Here is a 16,564-nt window from a genome sequence, read left to right as displayed (position 1 = left end):
TTAGTTCTGCGCACCGGATCCTGCCTGAGTTTCGAGCCAGATGCGCGCCTGATCCACCAGCGACACATATGAGCTGAGCAACGGATCGGCCTGCGGTACAGCCTCGCTGATCTGGCGGGCATTCCCGTAGATCAGGTACAGAACCACGCCGATGATCAGCATCAGCGCAAAACCGCGCAAGAACCCACCGGACTTGCGAGGCGCCTGCGCCTCATCTTCTGCCGGGTCCGACCGCATGCTCGAGTTGATGGCATCGACATCCGGCAGTGCATCCTTTTGCCCGGCATCTACGGCGGTTTCCGAAGTTGCAGGGCGTTTGGGCCTGACCTTAGGTTCTGGCGGTGCTTCCAGGCCCAGATCGGGCTGGCTTTCCAGACCACCGCCTTCCTGAGCACGTAACTCCGCTTCTCGTGCGGCTTCTTCTTTCAGGATACTGGCGACTGATGGGGCAACATTTCCTGTAGATGCAGCAGGTTTTTCAACCTCTGGCGCTGATTTATCTGCGGGCTCGGCGTCCTTCTGGGCCTCGACCTCGGTGTCCGATGTATCTGCCTCAACAGGCTTGTCCTCGGGCGCGTTCGGTTCATCCGTCGGCTCGGATGGATGCTTGGCCTGAAACCAGGTCTGATCGCAGTTCGAACACTGCACATCGCGGCCTTCCTCGGGGATGACCTCGTCAGGAACTTCGTACTGCGCAGTGCAATTCGGACATGTAAGACGCATACTGCCTCCTCGGCCGGATGAAGGGCCGATAATAGTTTTTTCAGGGATGATATTCCGTTAAGACCCAACAGCAAAGGGCGTTTTCGGTTTCATGGGCCAAGTGTCACCAATTGGACTCGGTAGAGCCATTGAAACCGTCGCCATGCTCGGGCAAGAAGAGCGGCAAAATATTGGGGGCACGTGTGATCGAGCTGGAAAATGTCAGCTATACCTACGGTGGTGGCGAGTTGCTGAGCGATGTCTCGGTTCAATTGCAGCCGGGGTCGTTCCATTTTCTGACCGGGCCATCGGGGGCGGGAAAGACGACATTGCTCAAGCTGTGTTACGGGGCACTGTTACCAACCTCGGGACGTCTCAGCGTGTTTGATCAGGATATCTCGGCCCTTGATCGGGATCAGCTGGCCGTGCTGCGTCGCCGTGTTGGCGTTGTTCATCAGGATTGCCAGTTCCTTGACCATATGACGCTTGCCGAGAATGTCGCCTTGCCACTGATGGTCTCTGGGCGCGGGGAATCGTCCGGGCAAGACAATCTGACCGAACTGCTCAGCTGGGTGGGGCTTGGTGCACGTCTCGAAGCGCGGCCACCGGAATTGTCCGGCGGTGAACGTCAACGGGCGGCTCTGGCGCGCGCCGTCATCCTGTCGCCCGATGTCATATTGGCTGATGAGCCCACGGGCAATGTCGATTGGGAGATGTCGCAACGTTTGTTGCACCTGCTGGTCGAGCTGAACCGTATGGGAAAGACCGTTCTGATTGCCACCCATGACCTGAGCCTGATCCGCGCGGCAAAAAGTCATGTTCAGGCCCGTGTTTTGCGGATTTCGCAGCGAAAGCTGCATCTGGCGGGGGCAGACCTGTGACTGGGGCTGATATCCGAAACCTGCTGCGCGGCGATACCCGTGCTGACCGCGTTGTTCCGCCAACCGGCTACACCGCGCATCTGACGCTGTTTGTCGCTGGTGCCATGGCATTTCTTGCTGTTTTTGCTTTGGCTTTGTCCCTCGCCTCTGGCCGCATCGCGGATCGGTGGGCCTCGGAACTGGCGGGCGCTGCGACCTTGCGCATCAACGCACCGGCCGAGCAGCTTGCTGCCCAGACAGAAGCGGCATTGACCGTCCTCAGCCAGACGCCAGGTGTCGCCTCCGCCCGTGCGCTTAGCACAGAAGAACAGGCCGCATTGCTGGCGCCTTGGTTCGGGCCGGACCTGCCGCTGGATACTTTGCCAATCCCGCAGCTGATTGAGATCATCGAGGGCGAACCGGGACTGGATGCGCTCGGGCTGCGATTGCGATTGGGGGCTGAGGTACCGGGCGCGGTTCTGGATGATCATACGCGATGGCGCGAACCGCTGGTCGATGCAGCGATGTCCCTGCGTCGTCTGGGATGGATATCAATCCTGCTGATCGGTGGCGCGACCGCTGCGATGATTACTCTTGCGGCCAACGCATCGCTTGCGGCCAATGCGCAGATTATCGAGGTCCTGCGATTGGTTGGCGCACAGGATGGTTTCATCGCCGGTGCTTTTGTACGGCGGTTTACCTATCGCGCGTTTTTCGGCGCCTCGGTTGGTACCCTGCTGGGAATGACAGGTGTCTTGCTTTTGCCCGAAGCTTCGGACGCGGGCGGGTTTCTGACCGGAGTTGGATTTCAGGGCAAAGACTGGGTATTGCCGGTTCTTATCCCCGTCCTTGGGGCAGCCGTTGCCTTTGTTGCCACATGGGCCGCGGCCCGACGCAAGTTGAAGGAGCTTTCCTGATGTTGATGGCAATTCAGTGGGTTCGTTCCCTCATCTTCATGATTGTGATCTATGCCTGGATGCTGATCCTTGGCATCGCGTTTCTGCCTTATGCGCTGTTTTCCAAAAACGGTGCCCTGAAAGCGTGCAAAACCTACGCCAAAAGCACCATGTGGCTGGCCCGGTGGATGGTTGGTATTCGCTGTGAGGTGCGGGGCAATGCCCCAACGAATGAAGTGGTCATCGGGGCCAAACATCAGTCGTTCCTTGATATCATCATGATTTTCGACGCCATTCCGCACGGCAAGTTTATCATGAAGCGCGAGCTGTTGTTCACACCGGTCATTGGCATGTATGCACGACGCCTTGGCTGTATCCCGGTCAATCGCGGCAAGCGCGGTGCGGCTGTGGCAAAAATGGTCAAGGACGTCTCAAAAGAGTTTTCCGAACCCGGTCAGCTGGTGATCTATCCGCAGGGCACGCGTGTGGCACCGGGAGTAAAGAAACCCTACAAGGTTGGTACAGCGGTCCTGTATGAAGGCCTTGGTTTTCCATGTGTTCCGGTTGCTACGAATGCTGGCGTGTTCTGGCCCCGCACAGGCGTGATGCGTAAGCCCGGCCTTGCCATTGTAGATTTTCTGGAGCCGATCAAACCAGGTGTTGCCCGCGATGAGTTCCTCGCGCGGTTGGAGGAAGTCATCGAAACACGCTCGAACGAATTGATGCGCGAAGTGGGGTTTGATCCTGATGGAATTCATTGAAAAAGTAGAAGATCTCGAGGCGTTGTACGGAACGCCGGGTGCTGCTTCGTTGCGAAAGGTCGTTCGACACTTAACTCCGCTCTATCGCAAGTGGATTGAAGCCGCGCGCCTTTGTGTTCTCAGTACAGTTGGTCCCGAGGGTGTGGACGGAAGCCCACGTGGGGACGACGGTGCTGTTGTGCGCGAATTGAACCCAAAAACACTGGCGCTGCCTGACTGGCGGGGAAACAACCGCCTGGACAGCTTGCGCAACATTGTTCGGGACCCGCGCGTTTCGCTGATGTTCTTTGTGCCGGGTTCTGACAATGTCGTTCGGGTTAACGGAACAGCCCGATTGACCGCAGACGCGGCATTGCGCAACCAGTTCGAAAAGGCTGGCAAGGTTCCGGCGACGGTTATCGTCGTGCAGATTGACGAGATTTACAGTCAGTGCGCGCGTGCACTGATGCGCGCCCGCACTTGGACTTGTGGCGACGAAAGCAAGGACCTTCCGACGATTGGGCAGCTTTTGTCGGAGGCGTCAGAGGGTGAAGAGGGCGGCGCGCAATATGACAAAGACTGGGCTGCACGCGCCGCCAAAACAATGTGGTAGGTAGCGGACGGTTGTTCAGTCAAGCTGCGGCGGCTCCGATTCTGGACACCTTTTTGATCCAGCGATCAACGCTGCCCGGTTTGGGATAGCTTGCGCCTGCAAAGTAAGTGAATCGCGTTGGTTTGAAGCCAACAAACCCGAGGATCTGGCCCCGAACCTGTCGAATAAGCGCTTGCCTGTACATCAGGCGCATGAACCAGCCCGGCGTATCTGAGGTCAGGATAACGCGTGCCGTGCGTCCGGTCAGCATCGGGGCTGGCAGGCCAGCCATCGTCGTGTTTCGGGTGTCGAATGTCCGCCCCGGTATGAACATCCGGTCAATCAATCCCTTGAGTTTTGCAGGCAGCCCGCCCCACCACATAGGTGTGGTCAGGACCAGATGGTCGCTCCATTCGAAGTCCTGCAACACTTGTTCCAGAACCGGTTCAAGCGGCTTGAAGTCGTGATAGTTGCCCTGACCGAAATCAAAATCGAATTGCAGGTCGCTCAGATGGACTATTCGGACATCATGTCCGTTTTTGCGGGCTGCCTCGCCATAGGTTTCTGCGAATGTGCGTGACAAGCTGCTTTCTGCCGGATGTCCATCGAGGATGAGGATTTTCTTGGGGTGCATCGGGGTTCTCCTAAAAATGACCGCGGTCAGTTTATAGAATCAAAAAATGACCGCGGTCAATATTAAATTTGACCACGGTCAAAAAATGTGCGATTGGGCGTTATGCAAAAAACGATCCAGAAACGTACCATCAAGACCCGCGCCAAGCTTCTATCAGCTGCGGAAGAGGTTTTCCGACATGGCGGATATGAAGCCTTGCGGGTGGATGAAGTTGTAAAGGCCGCGGGTGTTGCCAAGGGGACCTTCTTTGCACACTTCCGCGACAAGGATGCGCTGATGGAAATCTTGATAGCGGACAAGCTGAATGCTTGCCTGGATCAGGCCCGATCCGGTACCCCACCCAAAACGGTACCAGAGATTATCGCTTCGCTGGAACCGGTCCACGAATTCATGACGTCCGAACGGTACGTGTTCGATCTGTTGATCAGATACTCGGGGGCAACGGCAATCGCAGATATTGGGCCGATTGCCTATTGTTTTGAACGGTATTTCCGGGTCGTGATGATGTGGCTTGAAACCGCAGAGGTACGCAAGGATGTACCATCCGAGCTGTTGGCAGAAGGCGTGCAGGCCTTTGCCATTCAGGCCATGTCCTTACAGTATTGCGCGCTGCATTCAGCGACAACGTTCACAGACAGACTGGAAACATATCTGGATGCATGGCTGACCCCGGCAAGCTGATCGCCGCAGGGGTCAGGGGTGTTAGCTGTGGATCGGGCCGTCTCCGCAGGCCAGGGCAGCCTCGCGCACCGCTTCGGAATACGTCGGATGCGCGTGGCAGGTGAGCGCCAGATCCTCGGCAGAAGCACCGAATTCCATCGCCACACAAACCTCGTGGATCAGATCACCTGCGCCCGGGCCGATGATATGGGCACCCAGAATGCGATCGGTTTCCCTGTCGGCCAGGATTTTGACGAAACCATCAGAGGCAAAGTTGGCTTTGGCGCGGCCATTACCCATGAACATGAACTTGCCGACCTTATAGGCACGACCCTGTTCTTTGAGCGTCGCTTCGGTTTCACCGACATTGGCAACTTCTGGCCAAGTGTAGATCACGCCCGGAATCACGCCATAGTTCACATGACCGTGCTTGCCTGCAACCTGTTCGGCAGCGGCCATTCCTTCGTCTTCGGCCTTGTGTGCCAGCATCGGGCCTTCGGTCACGTCGCCAATTGCATAGATGCCCGGCACGTTGGTCTGCCAGTCGGCACCAACCTTGATCTGACCACGTTGGGTCATCTCGACGCCCAAAGCGTCCAGCCCCAGACCATCCGAATAGGGTTTGCGGCCTGTGGCAACCAGCACAGTGTCGGCGTCGATCACATGTTCACTGTCGTCTTTGAGCAGCTTGTAGGTAACTTTGGCCTTGGTCTTGGTCGCTTCGGTTTTCTGCACCGCTGCACCCATGATAAAGGTCAGGCCCTGTTTCTTGAGAATGCGCTGGAAGGTTTTTTGCACCTCAGGGTCCATGCCCGGCGTGATCTCCTTGAGGAACTCGATCACCGTCACCTCGGCGCCCAGGCGGCTGTAAACCGATCCCAGTTCCAGCCCGATCACACCCGCGCCGATCACAACCATTTTCTTCGGGACTTTGTTCAGCGACAAAGCACCGGTTGAAGTCACGACAACCTTCTCATCAACTTCAACACCGGGCAGAGAAGATGGTTCCGATCCAGAGGCGATGATAATGTTCTTGGTCTCGTGGACCTCATCACCCACCTTGACCTGACCTGCGGCTGGGATTGATCCCCAGCCTTTCAGCCAGTCGATCTTGTTCTTCTTGAACAGAAATTCGATGCCTTTGGTGTTGCCGTCGATGACCTCGTCCTTGTAGGCCTGCATCTGCTTCCAATCGACTGAAGGCGCTTTGCCCTTCAGGCCCATCTTGGCAAAGTTATGCTCGGCCTCGTGCAGCTGATGGCTGGCATGCAGCAGCGCCTTGGAGGGAATGCAGCCCACGTTCAGGCAAGTACCGCCCAGTGTTTCGCGCCCTTCGACCACGGCGGTTTTCAAACCCAGTTGAGCGCAGCGGATCGCGCAGACATAGCCGCCGGGCCCGGCGCCGATTACGATGACGTCATAATTTGCCATTACATTCTCCTAAATCGACCGGACGTTCCGGCGCTTCCCCGACCCGATTTGGCGGGTCGGAAATAGTCATTGTCAAACAGGTTCCAGCAGCTTGATCGAGATATGGGCAATTCCGCCCCGCTCGTGATGCATCGCCAATTCTTCGGAACCAAAGAAGGCTTTGGCCTTGTCCAGGTTTGTAACCTCGAACATCGCGATGGCGTGGTCTTTTTGGTTGGGGTCGCGCCAGACATGCAGGTCGCGGATACCCGCGGCCTTGCGCATCGGTTTGTCCTCGCGGAACACTTTCAGCCAGGCGTTGAAATCGGCCACGTCGGCTTGCCAAAGGACATGCGTTGCCATGCTTACAGGTCCATCAGCAGGCGGCGCGGATCTTCCAGCGCCTCTTTCACACGAACGAGGAAGGTAACGGCACCTTTGCCATCGACAATCCGGTGGTCATAAGACAGGGCCAGATACATCATCGGGCGGATCTTGATCTCACCATTGATGACCATCGGGCGGTCCTGGATCTTGTGCATGCCCAGAATACCCGACTGAGGAGGGTTCAGGATCGGCGAGGACATCAGCGAACCATAGACACCACCGTTCGAGATGGTGAAGGTGCCACCCTGCATCTCAGCCATGCTCAGCTTGCCGTCACGGGCGCGCTTGCCCTTTTCGGCGATGGCTTTTTCGATCGCGGCAAAGGACATGCTGTCGGCATCACGGATCACGGGAACGACCAGACCCTGCGGCGTACCGGCGGCAACGCCCATATGCACGAAGTTCTTGTAGACGATGTCGGTTCCATCAATCTCGGCATTGACCTCGGGCACTTCTTTCAGCGCGTGGCAGCAGGCCTTGGTGAAGAAGGACATAAAGCCCAGACGCACACCATGCTTCTTCTCGAACTGGTCTTTGTACTGATTGCGCAGGGCCATGACCTCGGTCATGTCCACCTCGTTGTAGGTGGTCAGGATCGCAGCGGTGTTTTGTGCGTCCTTGAGACGTTTGGCAATGGTTTGGCGCAGGCGGGTCATCCGCACGCGTTCTTCGCGGGCCTCGTCCTCGGCAGCCACAGGGGCGCGTGGGGCTTGGGCCACAGGGGCGGGCGCAGCCGCCGCAGGTACCGGGGCTGAAACTGCTGCAACGGCTTTGGCTACGTCTTCCTTCATGATGCGACCGTCGCGGCCTGTTCCGGTGACCTGATCAGCCGACAGTCCGGCTTCGGCCATTGCTTTCTGGGCGGACGGTGCGTTTGCGACGTCTTTTCCGGTGCTTGTTGCTGCGGGCGCCGCCGCTGCTGCCTGTGCCGGCGCGGCTGCTGCACCAGCGGCAGCTCCGGTGATGACGGCCAGCTTGGCAGCCGCATCCACGGTCGATCCTTCTGGAGCAACGATTTCCGCAAGAACACCCGAAGTCGGTGCGGGAACTTCAACCGAGACTTTATCGGTTTCCAATTCGCACAGCATCTCATCCTGCGCGACGTTGTCGCCAACCTTCTTGAACCAGGTCGAAACGGTTGCCTCCGTCACAGACTCACCAAGTGTCGGAACCATCACGTCAACCGACCCACCTGATGCGGCAGGTGCCGCTGCCGGGGCTGCGGCTGGCGCCGGGGCTGCGCCTTCGCCCGCCGCAATCGTTGCCAGCAAGGCGTCAACACCGACGGTTTCGCCTTCGGCTGCCACGATTTCACCCATGACACCCGCTGCCGGCGAAGGAACCTCGACGGTGACCTTGTCTGTCTCCAGCTCACACAGCATCTCATCCATGGCGACCGCATCACCGGGCTTTTTGAACCAGGTTGCAACTGTGGCTTCGGTGACCGATTCGCCAAGCGTGGGAACACGAACTTCAATCGTCATCGCTTACTTTCCTTCAATGCTCAGCGCTTCGTTAACCAGCGCTTCTTGTTGGGCTTTGTGTTGGCTGGCCAGCCCCGTTGCGGGCGAGGCCGATGTGGCGCGACCGGCATAGGTCGGGCGAGTGTGTTTTGCATCGATACGGGACAGGACCCATTCGATGTTGGGTTCGATAAAGGTCCACGCACCCTGGTTCTTGGGCTCTTCCTGACACCAGACCATCTCGGCATTCTTGAACCGTTCGAGTTCGTTGATCAGTGAATGTGCCGGGAACGGATAGAATTGTTCGATCCGCATCAGGTAGATGTCGTCGATGCCACGCGCGTCGCGTTCCTCCAGCAGGTCGAAATAGACCTTGCCGGAACACATGACGACGCGCTTGATCTTGTCATCGGCCACCAGCTTGGTGTCAGAGTTGCCCTTCTGCGCGTCATCCCACAGCACCCGGTGGAAGCTGGAGCCTGTGGTGAAGTCGTCCGCCGTGCTGACGGCCAGCTTGTGACGCAGCAGCGACTTCGGTGTCACCAGGATCAGCGGTTTCCGGAAAGTACGGTGCAACTGACGGCGCAGGATGTGGAAATAGTTCGCGGGTGTCGTACAGTTCGCCACGATCCAATTGTCCTGACCGCACATTTGCAGGAACCGTTCCAGACGCGCTGACGAGTGTTCCGGGCCTTGCCCTTCAAAGCCATGCGGCAGCAGTGTGACAAGACCGGACATCCGCAGCCACTTGCTTTCGCCCGAGCTGATAAACTGGTCGAACATGATCTGCGCACCGTTGGCAAAGTCGCCGAACTGCGCCTCCCACAGAACCAGAGCGTTCGGTTCTGCTAGCGAATAGCCGTATTCGAAACCCAGCACCGCGTATTCCGACAGCATCGAGTCGATGACATCGTATTGGGATTGCCCGGCACGGATGTTGTTAAGCGGGTAATACCGTTCTTCGGTTTCCTGATGAACAAACCCAGAGTGACGCTGGCTGAAGGTGCCCCGTGTTGCATCCTGTCCGGCCAGACGCACAGGATATCCTTCGGTCAGCAACGAGCCAAACGCCAGTGCCTCGCCCGTGGCCCAGTCGAAGCCTGCACCAGTCTCGAACATCTGTTTTTTATGTTCCAGCAACCGCTCAACAGTTTTGTGCATTGCGAAATCGTCAGGAGCCTTGGTCAGCGCGGCTCCGATTTCCGCCAGTGTCTCTGCCGAGATCGCTGTTTCACCCCGGACATAATCATCCTTGTTCTTGTCCAGATGCGACCAGCGCCCATCCAGCCAGTCGGCCTTGTTGGGTTTATAGTCTTTCCCGGCCTCGAACTCGTCGTTCAGGTGGGCCTGAAAAGCGGCCTTCATATCTTCGATCTCACCCTCGGGGATCAGCCCGTCCTTGACCAGCCGCTCGGTGTACAAGGAAAGCGTAGTTTTATGGGTTTTGATCTTCTTGTACATGATCGGGTTGGTGAACATGGGCTCATCGCCCTCGTTATGGCCAAACCGGCGATAGCAGAAGATGTCCAGAACCACGTCTTTATGGAACTTCTGGCGGAACTCGGTCGCCACTTTCGCGGCGTGAACAACCGCCTCGGGGTCGTCGCCGTTCACATGGAAGATCGGGGCCTCGACCATCAGCGCGATATCGGTGGGATAGGGGCTCGAGCGGCTGAAATGCGGCGCGGTAGTGAACCCGATCTGGTTGTTCACCACGATATGCATGGTGCCGCCGGTTCTGTGCCCTTTCAGGCCTGACAGGCCAAAGCCTTCGGCCACCACACCCTGACCGGCAAAGGCCGCGTCACCGTGCAGCAAAATGGCCATGACCCTTGTGCGATCTGTATCGCCCAGTTGGTCCTGCTTGGCGCGGACCTTACCCAGAACCACCGGGTTTACCGCCTCAAGGTGAGAGGGGTTGGCGGTCAGTGACAGGTGCACACTGTTGCCATCGAATTCGCGATCGCTGGAGGCGCCGAGGTGATATTTCACGTCGCCAGAGCCATCCACGTCTTCGGGCTTGAAGCTACCGCCCTGGAATTCGTTGAAAATCGCGCGATAAGGCTTGCCCATCACGTTGGCCAGAATGTTCAGGCGACCCCGGTGCGGCATCCCGATGACGATGTCACTAAGGCCAAGCGCTCCACCGCGCTTGATGATCTGTTCCATCGCCGGGATAAGCGCCTCGCCACCGTCCAGACCGAACCGCTTGGTGCCCATGTACTTGACGTGCAGGAACTTCTCGAAACCCTCGGCCTCGACCATCTTGTTCAGGATCGCCTTGCGGCCTTCCTTGGTGAACTGGATTTCCTTGCCATAGCCCTCGATCCGCTCTTTCAGCCAGGCGGCCTCTTCCGGGTTCGAGATATGCATGTATTGCAGTGCGAAGGTGCCGCAATATGTACGTTTCACGATTTCAACGATCTGCCGCATCGAAGCGACCTGCAATCCCAGCACGTTGTCGATAAAGATCGGGCGATCCATGTCGGCATCGGTGAAACCGTAAGTCTTCGGGTCCAGCTCAGGATGTGTGCTGGCAGCACGCATGCCCAGCGGGTCCAGATCCGCGGCCAGATGGCCCCGGATGCGATAGGCCCGGATCAGCATCAGTGCTCGCAAACTGTCCAGCACGGCGCGTTTGATCTGGTCGTCGCTGACCTCAGCCCCTTTTTCAGCCGCCTTGTCCTTGATCTTCTTGCCCGCCGCTTTGGCGTCAATCTCGGCCCATTCACCAGTCAGCGCACCAGTCAGGTCGTCTGCTGGCATCGGCGGCCAGTCGGTGCGCGCCCAGGACGGGCCTTCGGCTTCGCGTTGAACATCGGGGGCATCATCGCCCATGGCATCAAAGAACGCGCCCCATGCGGCATCCACCGCACCGGGGTTCTTTGTGTATTGCGCATAAAGCTGCTCCAGATATTCGGCATTATGCCCCTGCATGAAGCTTGAGGCATGAAAGGCGGAATTGGGCGAATGTTCGGTCATAGGGCTACCTCTGTTGGGTTGGGACCGTATTGATTGGTGCCTGGCTGGCTGGGGCGTGTCAGCCACCATAGAACCAGGAGGGGCGACACCACCAGTACCAGTAGTGTCGGAAGAACGATGAGCAACGTGGCGCGGGTGAACAGGATATCTAGCCTGCCGCCATGCTGGAAATGAGAGGCCAAGCCGATACCGAAAACGAGCACAGCTCCGGCGCCAAGGATCAACAGGATCGGCAGCAGAGCATACAGCCCGCTGCGACCGGTATCGTGCATCCGCCGGAAAGCAACTGCCAGATGGGGAAAGAAGACGATCAGGCTGACGATGCCCTGCACCGGTTGCGAGGACGTGGCCGACACGGATTTGGATGTTTCGGTTTCGGTCACTGCAACTTGAGTGAAGAACTGCGCATCGATGATCCCGGCAAGGATGCTCCAGATCACGATGAACAGGAAAAAGAACCAGTATTCGGGCCGAGAGGCACGCCCTGAGAAGGTGAAGAACTTGGAGAAACAGGTGCGGATGGCGTCAGAGAAGGTCATGGCTTTTGCCTTATTGTGCGACGCCTTATGTCCAGAGTTAAGGCGGTATGAGGCGTTCTGCCGAAGGCCTCGTTGAACTCCACTTCGTCAAATCTCCAAAATCTAATTTTTGCGGGGCCGGCACCCAGATCGGGTTCTCGAAGTGGGCGATTTGTCAGTTCGACAGGCTCCCGGTCCAAATCCTGCGCGTTTACGTTGGTTTGGCCAGATGGGTATCCCCAAGTTGTCGCCGAAAGGTACCTAGACGGACCATACCCACGTTCGCGAGTTTCGCCTAGGTCCTTGATGTTAAATGCCCAGATTGCATCTCTTATTTTTTTAGTGTCATCGGTCGAAGTACTGGAATAGTTACAACCCAAACTTTCGCCGGAAGCAGTGCCGCCTTTGCGGTCAGACAGCAACAAAAATGCGATAGAGTCTTGGTCCGTCCACAACACTTCATAGTAGCCTAATTCTGCCCCTTCAGAAATTGCGTTTACGTGATCGAGAATTCCGATAGACACTCCAGTTTCTAGATCCAACTCTAGCGGGTTGTGATCCTTGTAGGTAAATGCAGGCAGTAAATATCCGTCCGCGACAATATTCAGCATTTTGTCAGTGAAGGGTGCTCGGAAAGGCATCCACCCTCTTGCATAAAACTCTTTCGCAACAGTTGCGCTATTCTCGGTCGACCAAGTGCAAAGTTCGATTACGTCCTTTGTTGGCTTGGAGAAGTCAGGCGACGCGGTCGCACTAGCTATTGAGGCGGAGTACAGGCCACCAAGAAGAAAGGCCAAAACATGCCGAAAACGAGGGAACTTCTTCCCCCGCTCCGCAAAGCCTATGCTATGGTGCGCCATCGCGCTTACCCAATCGCTTCCAGTACAGCCTCACCCAGCTGCGCCGGGCTTTCGGCCACGACGATACCGGCCGAGCGCATGGCTTCGATCTTGTCCTCGGCACCGCCTTTGCCACCGGCGACGATGGCACCTGCGTGGCCCATGCGGCGGCCCGGAGGGGCTGTGCGGCCTGCGATGAATCCTGCAACCGGCTTTTTGCGGCCTTTCTTGGCCTCATCGGCCAGGAACTGTGCGGCCTCTTCCTCGGCCGAGCCGCCGATCTCGCCAATCATGATGATCGACGTGGTCTCGTCATCTGCCAGGAACCATTCCAGCACGTCGATATGCTCAGTCCCTTTGATCGGGTCGCCGCCAATGCCCACACAGGTGGACTGGCCCAGTCCTACGTCCGTTGTCTGTTTCACGGCTTCATAAGTAAGCGTACCCGAGCGGGAAACGACACCCACGCTGCCGCGTTTGTGAATATGGCCGGGCATGATACCGATCTTGCAGGCGTCAGGCGTGATGACACCGGGGCAGTTCGGGCCAATCAGGCGCGACTTGCTGCCTTCCAGCGCGCGTTTCACCTTCATCATGTCCAGAACCGGGATACCTTCGGTGATGCAGACAATCACTTCCATCTCGGCATCAATCGCTTCGAGGATCGAATCCGCCGCGAATGGGGGCGGTACGTAGATCACCGATGCGTTGGCTTCGGTCACGTGCTTGGCCTCGTGGACCGAGTTGAACACGGGAAGGCCCAGATGCTCCATCCCGCCTTTGCCGGGGGTCACGCCGCCGACCATCTTGGTGCCATAGGCAATAGCCTGTTCGCTGTGGAATGTACCTTGCGAGCCGGTAAAGCCCTGACAGATCACTTTGGTGTTTTCATCGATGAGGACTGCCATTTTGTCCCTTTCTCTAGGCGGTGTGGGATTGATAGGGTTCAGCCGCTGGAAGAACCTGCGGCGCATAGGTGATTTTCTGAAGCGTGGCGCGACCAAGGGCCAGATCGGCCATCGTGCGCAGGCCGCTGCTGATTTCGGCGATACCGCGCCTGATTTTTTGGCGGACCAGCGGCCAGCCCGTAGGGCGTGCGCGGTGGGCACCCATCTGGATTTCGCCCGGCGCTTCGTTGCCTTGCTCGACCATCGCAGGAACCACCTGATAGACATTGACCCGACGCGCCGCAGCCGAGGCTGACGGGTTGAACAACAGGCCATCCAGCGTGATGTCATAGGGCTTTTGCGCCAGAAAGTGTTCTGCCGCTTGCCGGGTCAACGCATATGCGGCACCGCCGGGGTGGCGTGAGTGCATCAGGCGCAGTTCCCGACCCAGATGGGATGAGCTTTTGCGCTCAAGTGCGAGGAAAAGCTTTGTGCTGCGCCAGCGTTCGAACCGCACGATATCGGCATCCTCTGGCCACCAGGATGCATCGTTCAACCAATCCGCCAGTTCTGGCGACAGGAAAACATCATCCTCAAGTATCAAAGCCTGCTCCGCGCCGGAGGCGACAACGGCCTCCCACGCTTTGGCGTGACTGAGGGTGCAGGCCATGTCCTTGGTATGGAAATAACCCCAGGGTCCCTCAGACCGGCATTCACGCAGGAATTCCTCACGGGTGGCGGCGTCGCAATCAACAGCGTTGATGCGCGTTGCCGACAGGCCTGCCTTTTGCAGCTCCTGCGCCATCAAACGCGCCCGCCCGGTGGCGCGTTCTAGGCCTATGAGGAAGATGGGGATGGTCATGGGGTTACATTTCCAGTCAGATCAGGCAGTCTGTACCAACAGCGATTTGGTCCGCGAGCCGGTAGAGCCCTGACAGATCACTTTGGTATTTTCGTCGATGAGGACTGCCATTTTAGTGGCTCCTTCGCTTGCTATCTTATCTGTTGAAGTTCGATGGACGAGTATTGCTGTCCAGCGGGTTGTTTCGGAGGTTGCCCGGAGACGATGTAGACATTTCGCCCTGCAATGGGTTTGTCGGCTCTCAGCGTAGTTCTCGAAGAGCTTCTGGTCGTCTGATAAGTAGATGAACCATCGATGTGCTTTGCAGCCATCCGCTTTTGTATTTCTTCTACGTCAGTGGAAGTTAGGTTTTTCGACGCTATATAGCAGTAGTCATACTCGACCCTGCCCCTGGCTCCAAAATCAGAAGTTCTGGTTCCGGTGACTGCATAGATCCAATTCGGCTCACTGAAGAACCGAGTTCCTCCCTCGGACGTGTTAGAAATACGTTCAAGGCCTGAGTTCTCCAGCGTTTGAGTTGCTTGAGAAGGATTACCCAAGCTGGCCATGCAGACCGTTTCAAACAGCACACTCGCTTCTTCAATTGCACTGCTTCGTGTTACCGGCGCGTTCGTGCAACCAGCTAAAAGAATTGCGGTTGCCAAGGAGATCTTCTGGAAATTCATTCAATCGGCCTTTGAAAGTGATACTCATCCCGAGGACAGAGGAAGGTTTGCATTTCTGCAAATCTTCCTCCCACTCTGCTCAACCCTTAACCGCCTTCACGATCTTCTCGGCACCGTCTTTCAGGTTGTCCGCCGCGATCACGTCCAGACCCGAATTGTTGATGATCTCTTTGCCTTTCTCGACATTGGTGCCTTCCAGACGCACGACCAGCGGAACTTGCAGCCCGACCTCTTTCACCGCAGCCACCACGCCCTCTGCGATAACATCACAGCGCATGATGCCGCCGAAGATATTGACCAGAATGCCTTTGACCTGCGGGTCCGAGGTGATGATCTTGAACGCCTCGGTCACCTTCTCTTTGGTCGCACCGCCACCCACGTCGAGGAAGTTGGCAGGTTCGGCACCATACAGTTTGATGATGTCCATCGTAGCCATCGCCAGACCGGCACCGTTCACCATGCAGCCAATCTCACCATCAAGAGCGATATAGTTCAGGTCGTATTTACTGGCTTCCAGTTCCTTGGGGTCTTCCTCGGTCGTGTCGCGCAGTTCGGCGATATCCGGGTGGCGGTAGACCGCATTGCCGTCAAAGCCAACCTTGGCATCCAGCACTTTCAGGTCGCCGCTGTCGGATACGATCAGCGGGTTGATCTCGAGCATCTCCATATCCTTCTCGACGAAGGCTTTGTAGAGGATGCCCATAAGCCTGACACATTGCTTGACCTGCGCGCCCTCAAGCCCCAGCGAAAACGCGATGCGGCGACCGTGGTAGGGTTGGTAGCCGGTGGCCGGGTCAACCGAGAAGGACAGGATTTTCTCGGGCGTCGCGGCAGCAACCTCTTCGATGTCCATACCGCCTTCGGTCGAGCAGACAAACGAGATACGGCTGGTCTGACGATCTACCAGCAGAGCCAGGTACAGTTCACGCTCGATGCCGGAACCGGCTTCGATATAGATGCGGTTGACCTGCTTGCCTGCCGGACCCGTCTGATGGGTGACCAGAGTGCGCCCCAGCATCTTCTTGGCTTCTTCGGCCGCTTCCTCGACCGATTTCGTCAGCCGGACACCGCCTTTTTCACCAGCATCGGCTTCTTTGAACGAGCCTTTGCCGCGGCCACCCGCGTGAATCTGCGCCTTGACGACCCAAAGCGGCCCATCCAGTTCACCGGCTGCGGTTTTGGCTTCCTCGGCGCGCAATACGGCGCGACCATCGGAGACCGGAGCGCCGTAGCTGCGAAGAAGAGCCTTGGCCTGATATTCGTGAATGTTCATCGAAATTGTCCCGTCTGACTGCGTTTAACCGTTATAGGCGTGTCTAGCGGGTAAATTTAAAGGGTTTTTTGACCTGTGACGGGAAATTGCCGAAGATTTTCAACATTTGTGATCACGGGTTTTTAGGGTGTGATCACAAAAACTCGAGTGTCATCAATTGATTCGATAATCCTGCACAGTTTTTTGAAATCACA

General features: G+C 57.2%; 17 protein-coding genes. 5 read left to right on the top strand and 12 right to left on the bottom strand.

Going from position 1 to position 16,564, the window contains the following annotated elements; genetic code table 11:
- Positions 1–723, bottom strand: coding sequence for a zinc-ribbon domain-containing protein (locus tag ACR0M9_RS08500; RefSeq protein WP_480486637.1), 723 nt, complete (start codon positions 721–723; stop codon positions 1–3).
- 182 nt (positions 724–905) lie between these two features.
- On the opposite strand from ACR0M9_RS08500, the gene ACR0M9_RS08495 reads away from it, so the two are divergent.
- The 4 genes from ACR0M9_RS08495 to ACR0M9_RS08480 are packed head-to-tail and all read left to right on the top strand — an operon-like array spanning position 906 to position 3,811.
- The gene (locus ACR0M9_RS08495) at positions 906–1,583 is read left to right on the top strand and encodes a cell division ATP-binding protein FtsE (protein ID WP_209506709.1); all 678 of its coding nucleotides are present in this window, start codon (positions 906–908) and stop codon (positions 1,581–1,583) included.
- The gene (locus ACR0M9_RS08490) at positions 1,580–2,479 is read left to right on the top strand and encodes a cell division protein FtsX (RefSeq protein ID WP_480773338.1); all 900 of its coding nucleotides are present in this window, start codon (positions 1,580–1,582) and stop codon (positions 2,477–2,479) included. Before ACR0M9_RS08495 ends, ACR0M9_RS08490 begins: the two co-directional genes overlap by 4 nt.
- Positions 2,479–3,219: a lysophospholipid acyltransferase family protein gene (locus tag ACR0M9_RS08485; protein ID WP_267363220.1), complete on the top strand. Its 741-nt coding sequence runs from the start codon at positions 2,479–2,481 to the stop codon at positions 3,217–3,219. The genes ACR0M9_RS08490 and ACR0M9_RS08485 overlap by 1 nt, the downstream gene beginning before the upstream one ends.
- Positions 3,206–3,811 (top strand): pyridoxamine 5'-phosphate oxidase family protein, encoded by a 606-nt coding sequence (locus tag ACR0M9_RS08480; RefSeq protein ID WP_480483127.1) that lies wholly within the window; start codon positions 3,206–3,208, stop codon positions 3,809–3,811. Before ACR0M9_RS08485 ends, ACR0M9_RS08480 begins: the two co-directional genes overlap by 14 nt.
- A gap of 19 nt (positions 3,812–3,830) precedes the next feature.
- Here ACR0M9_RS08480 and ACR0M9_RS08475 read toward each other — a convergent pair whose 3' ends face one another.
- Entirely contained in the window at positions 3,831–4,424 is a 594-nt protein-coding gene (locus tag ACR0M9_RS08475) for an NAD(P)H-dependent oxidoreductase (protein WP_480773337.1), read from the bottom strand.
- Between the two features lie 102 nt (positions 4,425–4,526).
- Here ACR0M9_RS08475 and ACR0M9_RS08470 point away from each other — a divergent pair, with 102 nt between their 5' ends.
- Positions 4,527–5,105 carry a TetR/AcrR family transcriptional regulator gene (locus ACR0M9_RS08470; RefSeq protein ID WP_480773336.1) on the top strand — a complete coding sequence of 193 codons (579 nt, stop codon included), beginning with the start codon at positions 4,527–4,529 and terminating at the stop codon, positions 5,103–5,105.
- 21 nt (positions 5,106–5,126) lie between these two features.
- Here the strand turns inward: ACR0M9_RS08470 and lpdA are convergent, their stop codons facing one another.
- The 10 genes from lpdA to sucC all read right to left on the bottom strand — a co-directional run bounded on the left by lpdA (position 5,127) and on the right by sucC (position 16,370).
- Positions 5,127–6,515: a dihydrolipoyl dehydrogenase gene (gene lpdA / locus ACR0M9_RS08465; RefSeq protein WP_480773335.1), complete on the bottom strand. Its 1,389-nt coding sequence runs from the start codon at positions 6,513–6,515 to the stop codon at positions 5,127–5,129.
- 72 nt (positions 6,516–6,587) lie between these two features.
- Positions 6,588–6,857 carry a hypothetical protein gene (locus ACR0M9_RS08460; protein ID WP_480773334.1) on the bottom strand — a complete coding sequence of 90 codons (270 nt, stop codon included), beginning with the start codon at positions 6,855–6,857 and terminating at the stop codon, positions 6,588–6,590.
- A 2-nt stretch (positions 6,858–6,859) separates the two neighbouring features.
- Positions 6,860–8,365: a 2-oxoglutarate dehydrogenase complex dihydrolipoyllysine-residue succinyltransferase gene (gene odhB / locus ACR0M9_RS08455; protein WP_480773333.1), complete on the bottom strand. Its 1,506-nt coding sequence runs from the start codon at positions 8,363–8,365 to the stop codon at positions 6,860–6,862.
- A 3-nt stretch (positions 8,366–8,368) separates the two neighbouring features.
- Positions 8,369–11,326: a 2-oxoglutarate dehydrogenase E1 component gene (locus ACR0M9_RS08450; protein WP_480773332.1), complete on the bottom strand. Its 2,958-nt coding sequence runs from the start codon at positions 11,324–11,326 to the stop codon at positions 8,369–8,371.
- On the bottom strand, positions 11,323–11,865 hold the full coding sequence (locus ACR0M9_RS08445; RefSeq protein WP_480773331.1) for a DUF805 domain-containing protein: 543 nt from the start codon (positions 11,863–11,865) through the stop codon (positions 11,323–11,325). The genes ACR0M9_RS08450 and ACR0M9_RS08445 overlap by 4 nt, the downstream gene beginning before the upstream one ends.
- On the bottom strand, positions 11,862–12,704 hold the full coding sequence (locus tag ACR0M9_RS08440) for a hypothetical protein (protein WP_480773330.1): 843 nt from the start codon (positions 12,702–12,704) through the stop codon (positions 11,862–11,864). Before ACR0M9_RS08440 ends, ACR0M9_RS08445 begins: the two co-directional genes overlap by 4 nt.
- 5 nt (positions 12,705–12,709) lie before the next feature.
- Entirely contained in the window at positions 12,710–13,591 is an 882-nt protein-coding gene (sucD, locus tag ACR0M9_RS08435) for a succinate--CoA ligase subunit alpha (protein WP_209506539.1), read from the bottom strand.
- Between the two features lie 13 nt (positions 13,592–13,604).
- Positions 13,605–14,432 (bottom strand): glycosyltransferase family 25 protein, encoded by an 828-nt coding sequence (locus ACR0M9_RS08430; protein ID WP_480773329.1) that lies wholly within the window; start codon positions 14,430–14,432, stop codon positions 13,605–13,607.
- 131 nt (positions 14,433–14,563) lie between these two features.
- Positions 14,564–15,097: a hypothetical protein gene (locus ACR0M9_RS08425; protein ID WP_480773328.1), complete on the bottom strand. Its 534-nt coding sequence runs from the start codon at positions 15,095–15,097 to the stop codon at positions 14,564–14,566.
- A 79-nt stretch (positions 15,098–15,176) separates the two neighbouring features.
- Complete coding sequence (gene sucC / locus ACR0M9_RS08420; protein ID WP_267363198.1) at positions 15,177–16,370, bottom strand: ADP-forming succinate--CoA ligase subunit beta; 1,194 nt, start codon at positions 16,368–16,370, stop codon at positions 15,177–15,179.
- Between the last annotated feature and the right edge of the window lie 194 nt (positions 16,371–16,564).

Source organism: Ruegeria sp. CH2, from assembly GCF_056537065.1.
The sequence above is the reverse complement of the archived record's forward strand: the minus strand, read 5'-3'. Positions and strand labels throughout refer to the sequence as shown.

Excerpts from the sequence above, each read along its gene's own strand:
- lpdA (WP_480773335.1), bottom strand. The coding sequence starts at position 6,515 with ATGGCAAATTATGACGTCATCGTAATCGGCGCCGGGCCCGGCGGCTAT.
- ACR0M9_RS08485 (WP_267363220.1), top strand. The coding sequence starts at position 2,479 with ATGTTGATGGCAATTCAGTGGGTTCGTTCCCTCATCTTCATGATTGTG.
- ACR0M9_RS08480 (WP_480483127.1), top strand. The coding sequence starts at position 3,206 with ATGGAATTCATTGAAAAAGTAGAAGATCTCGAGGCGTTGTACGGAACG.
- sucD (WP_209506539.1), bottom strand. The coding sequence starts at position 13,591 with ATGGCAGTCCTCATCGATGAAAACACCAAAGTGATCTGTCAGGGCTTT.
- sucC (WP_267363198.1), bottom strand. The coding sequence starts at position 16,370 with ATGAACATTCACGAATATCAGGCCAAGGCTCTTCTTCGCAGCTACGGC.
- ACR0M9_RS08445 (WP_480773331.1), bottom strand. The coding sequence starts at position 11,865 with ATGACCTTCTCTGACGCCATCCGCACCTGTTTCTCCAAGTTCTTCACC.
- ACR0M9_RS08470 (WP_480773336.1), top strand. The coding sequence starts at position 4,527 with ATGCAAAAAACGATCCAGAAACGTACCATCAAGACCCGCGCCAAGCTT.
- ACR0M9_RS08440 (WP_480773330.1), bottom strand. The coding sequence starts at position 12,704 with ATGGCGCACCATAGCATAGGCTTTGCGGAGCGGGGGAAGAAGTTCCCT.
- ACR0M9_RS08475 (WP_480773337.1), bottom strand. The coding sequence starts at position 4,424 with ATGCACCCCAAGAAAATCCTCATCCTCGATGGACATCCGGCAGAAAGC.
- ACR0M9_RS08450 (WP_480773332.1), bottom strand. The coding sequence starts at position 11,326 with ATGACCGAACATTCGCCCAATTCCGCCTTTCATGCCTCAAGCTTCATG.
- odhB (WP_480773333.1), bottom strand. The coding sequence starts at position 8,365 with ATGACGATTGAAGTTCGTGTTCCCACGCTTGGCGAATCGGTCACCGAA.
- ACR0M9_RS08460 (WP_480773334.1), bottom strand. The coding sequence starts at position 6,857 with ATGGCAACGCATGTCCTTTGGCAAGCCGACGTGGCCGATTTCAACGCC.
- ACR0M9_RS08430 (WP_480773329.1), bottom strand. The coding sequence starts at position 14,432 with ATGACCATCCCCATCTTCCTCATAGGCCTAGAACGCGCCACCGGGCGG.
- ACR0M9_RS08425 (WP_480773328.1), bottom strand. The coding sequence starts at position 15,097 with ATGAATTTCCAGAAGATCTCCTTGGCAACCGCAATTCTTTTAGCTGGT.
- ACR0M9_RS08500 (WP_480486637.1), bottom strand. The coding sequence starts at position 723 with ATGCGTCTTACATGTCCGAATTGCACTGCGCAGTACGAAGTTCCTGAC.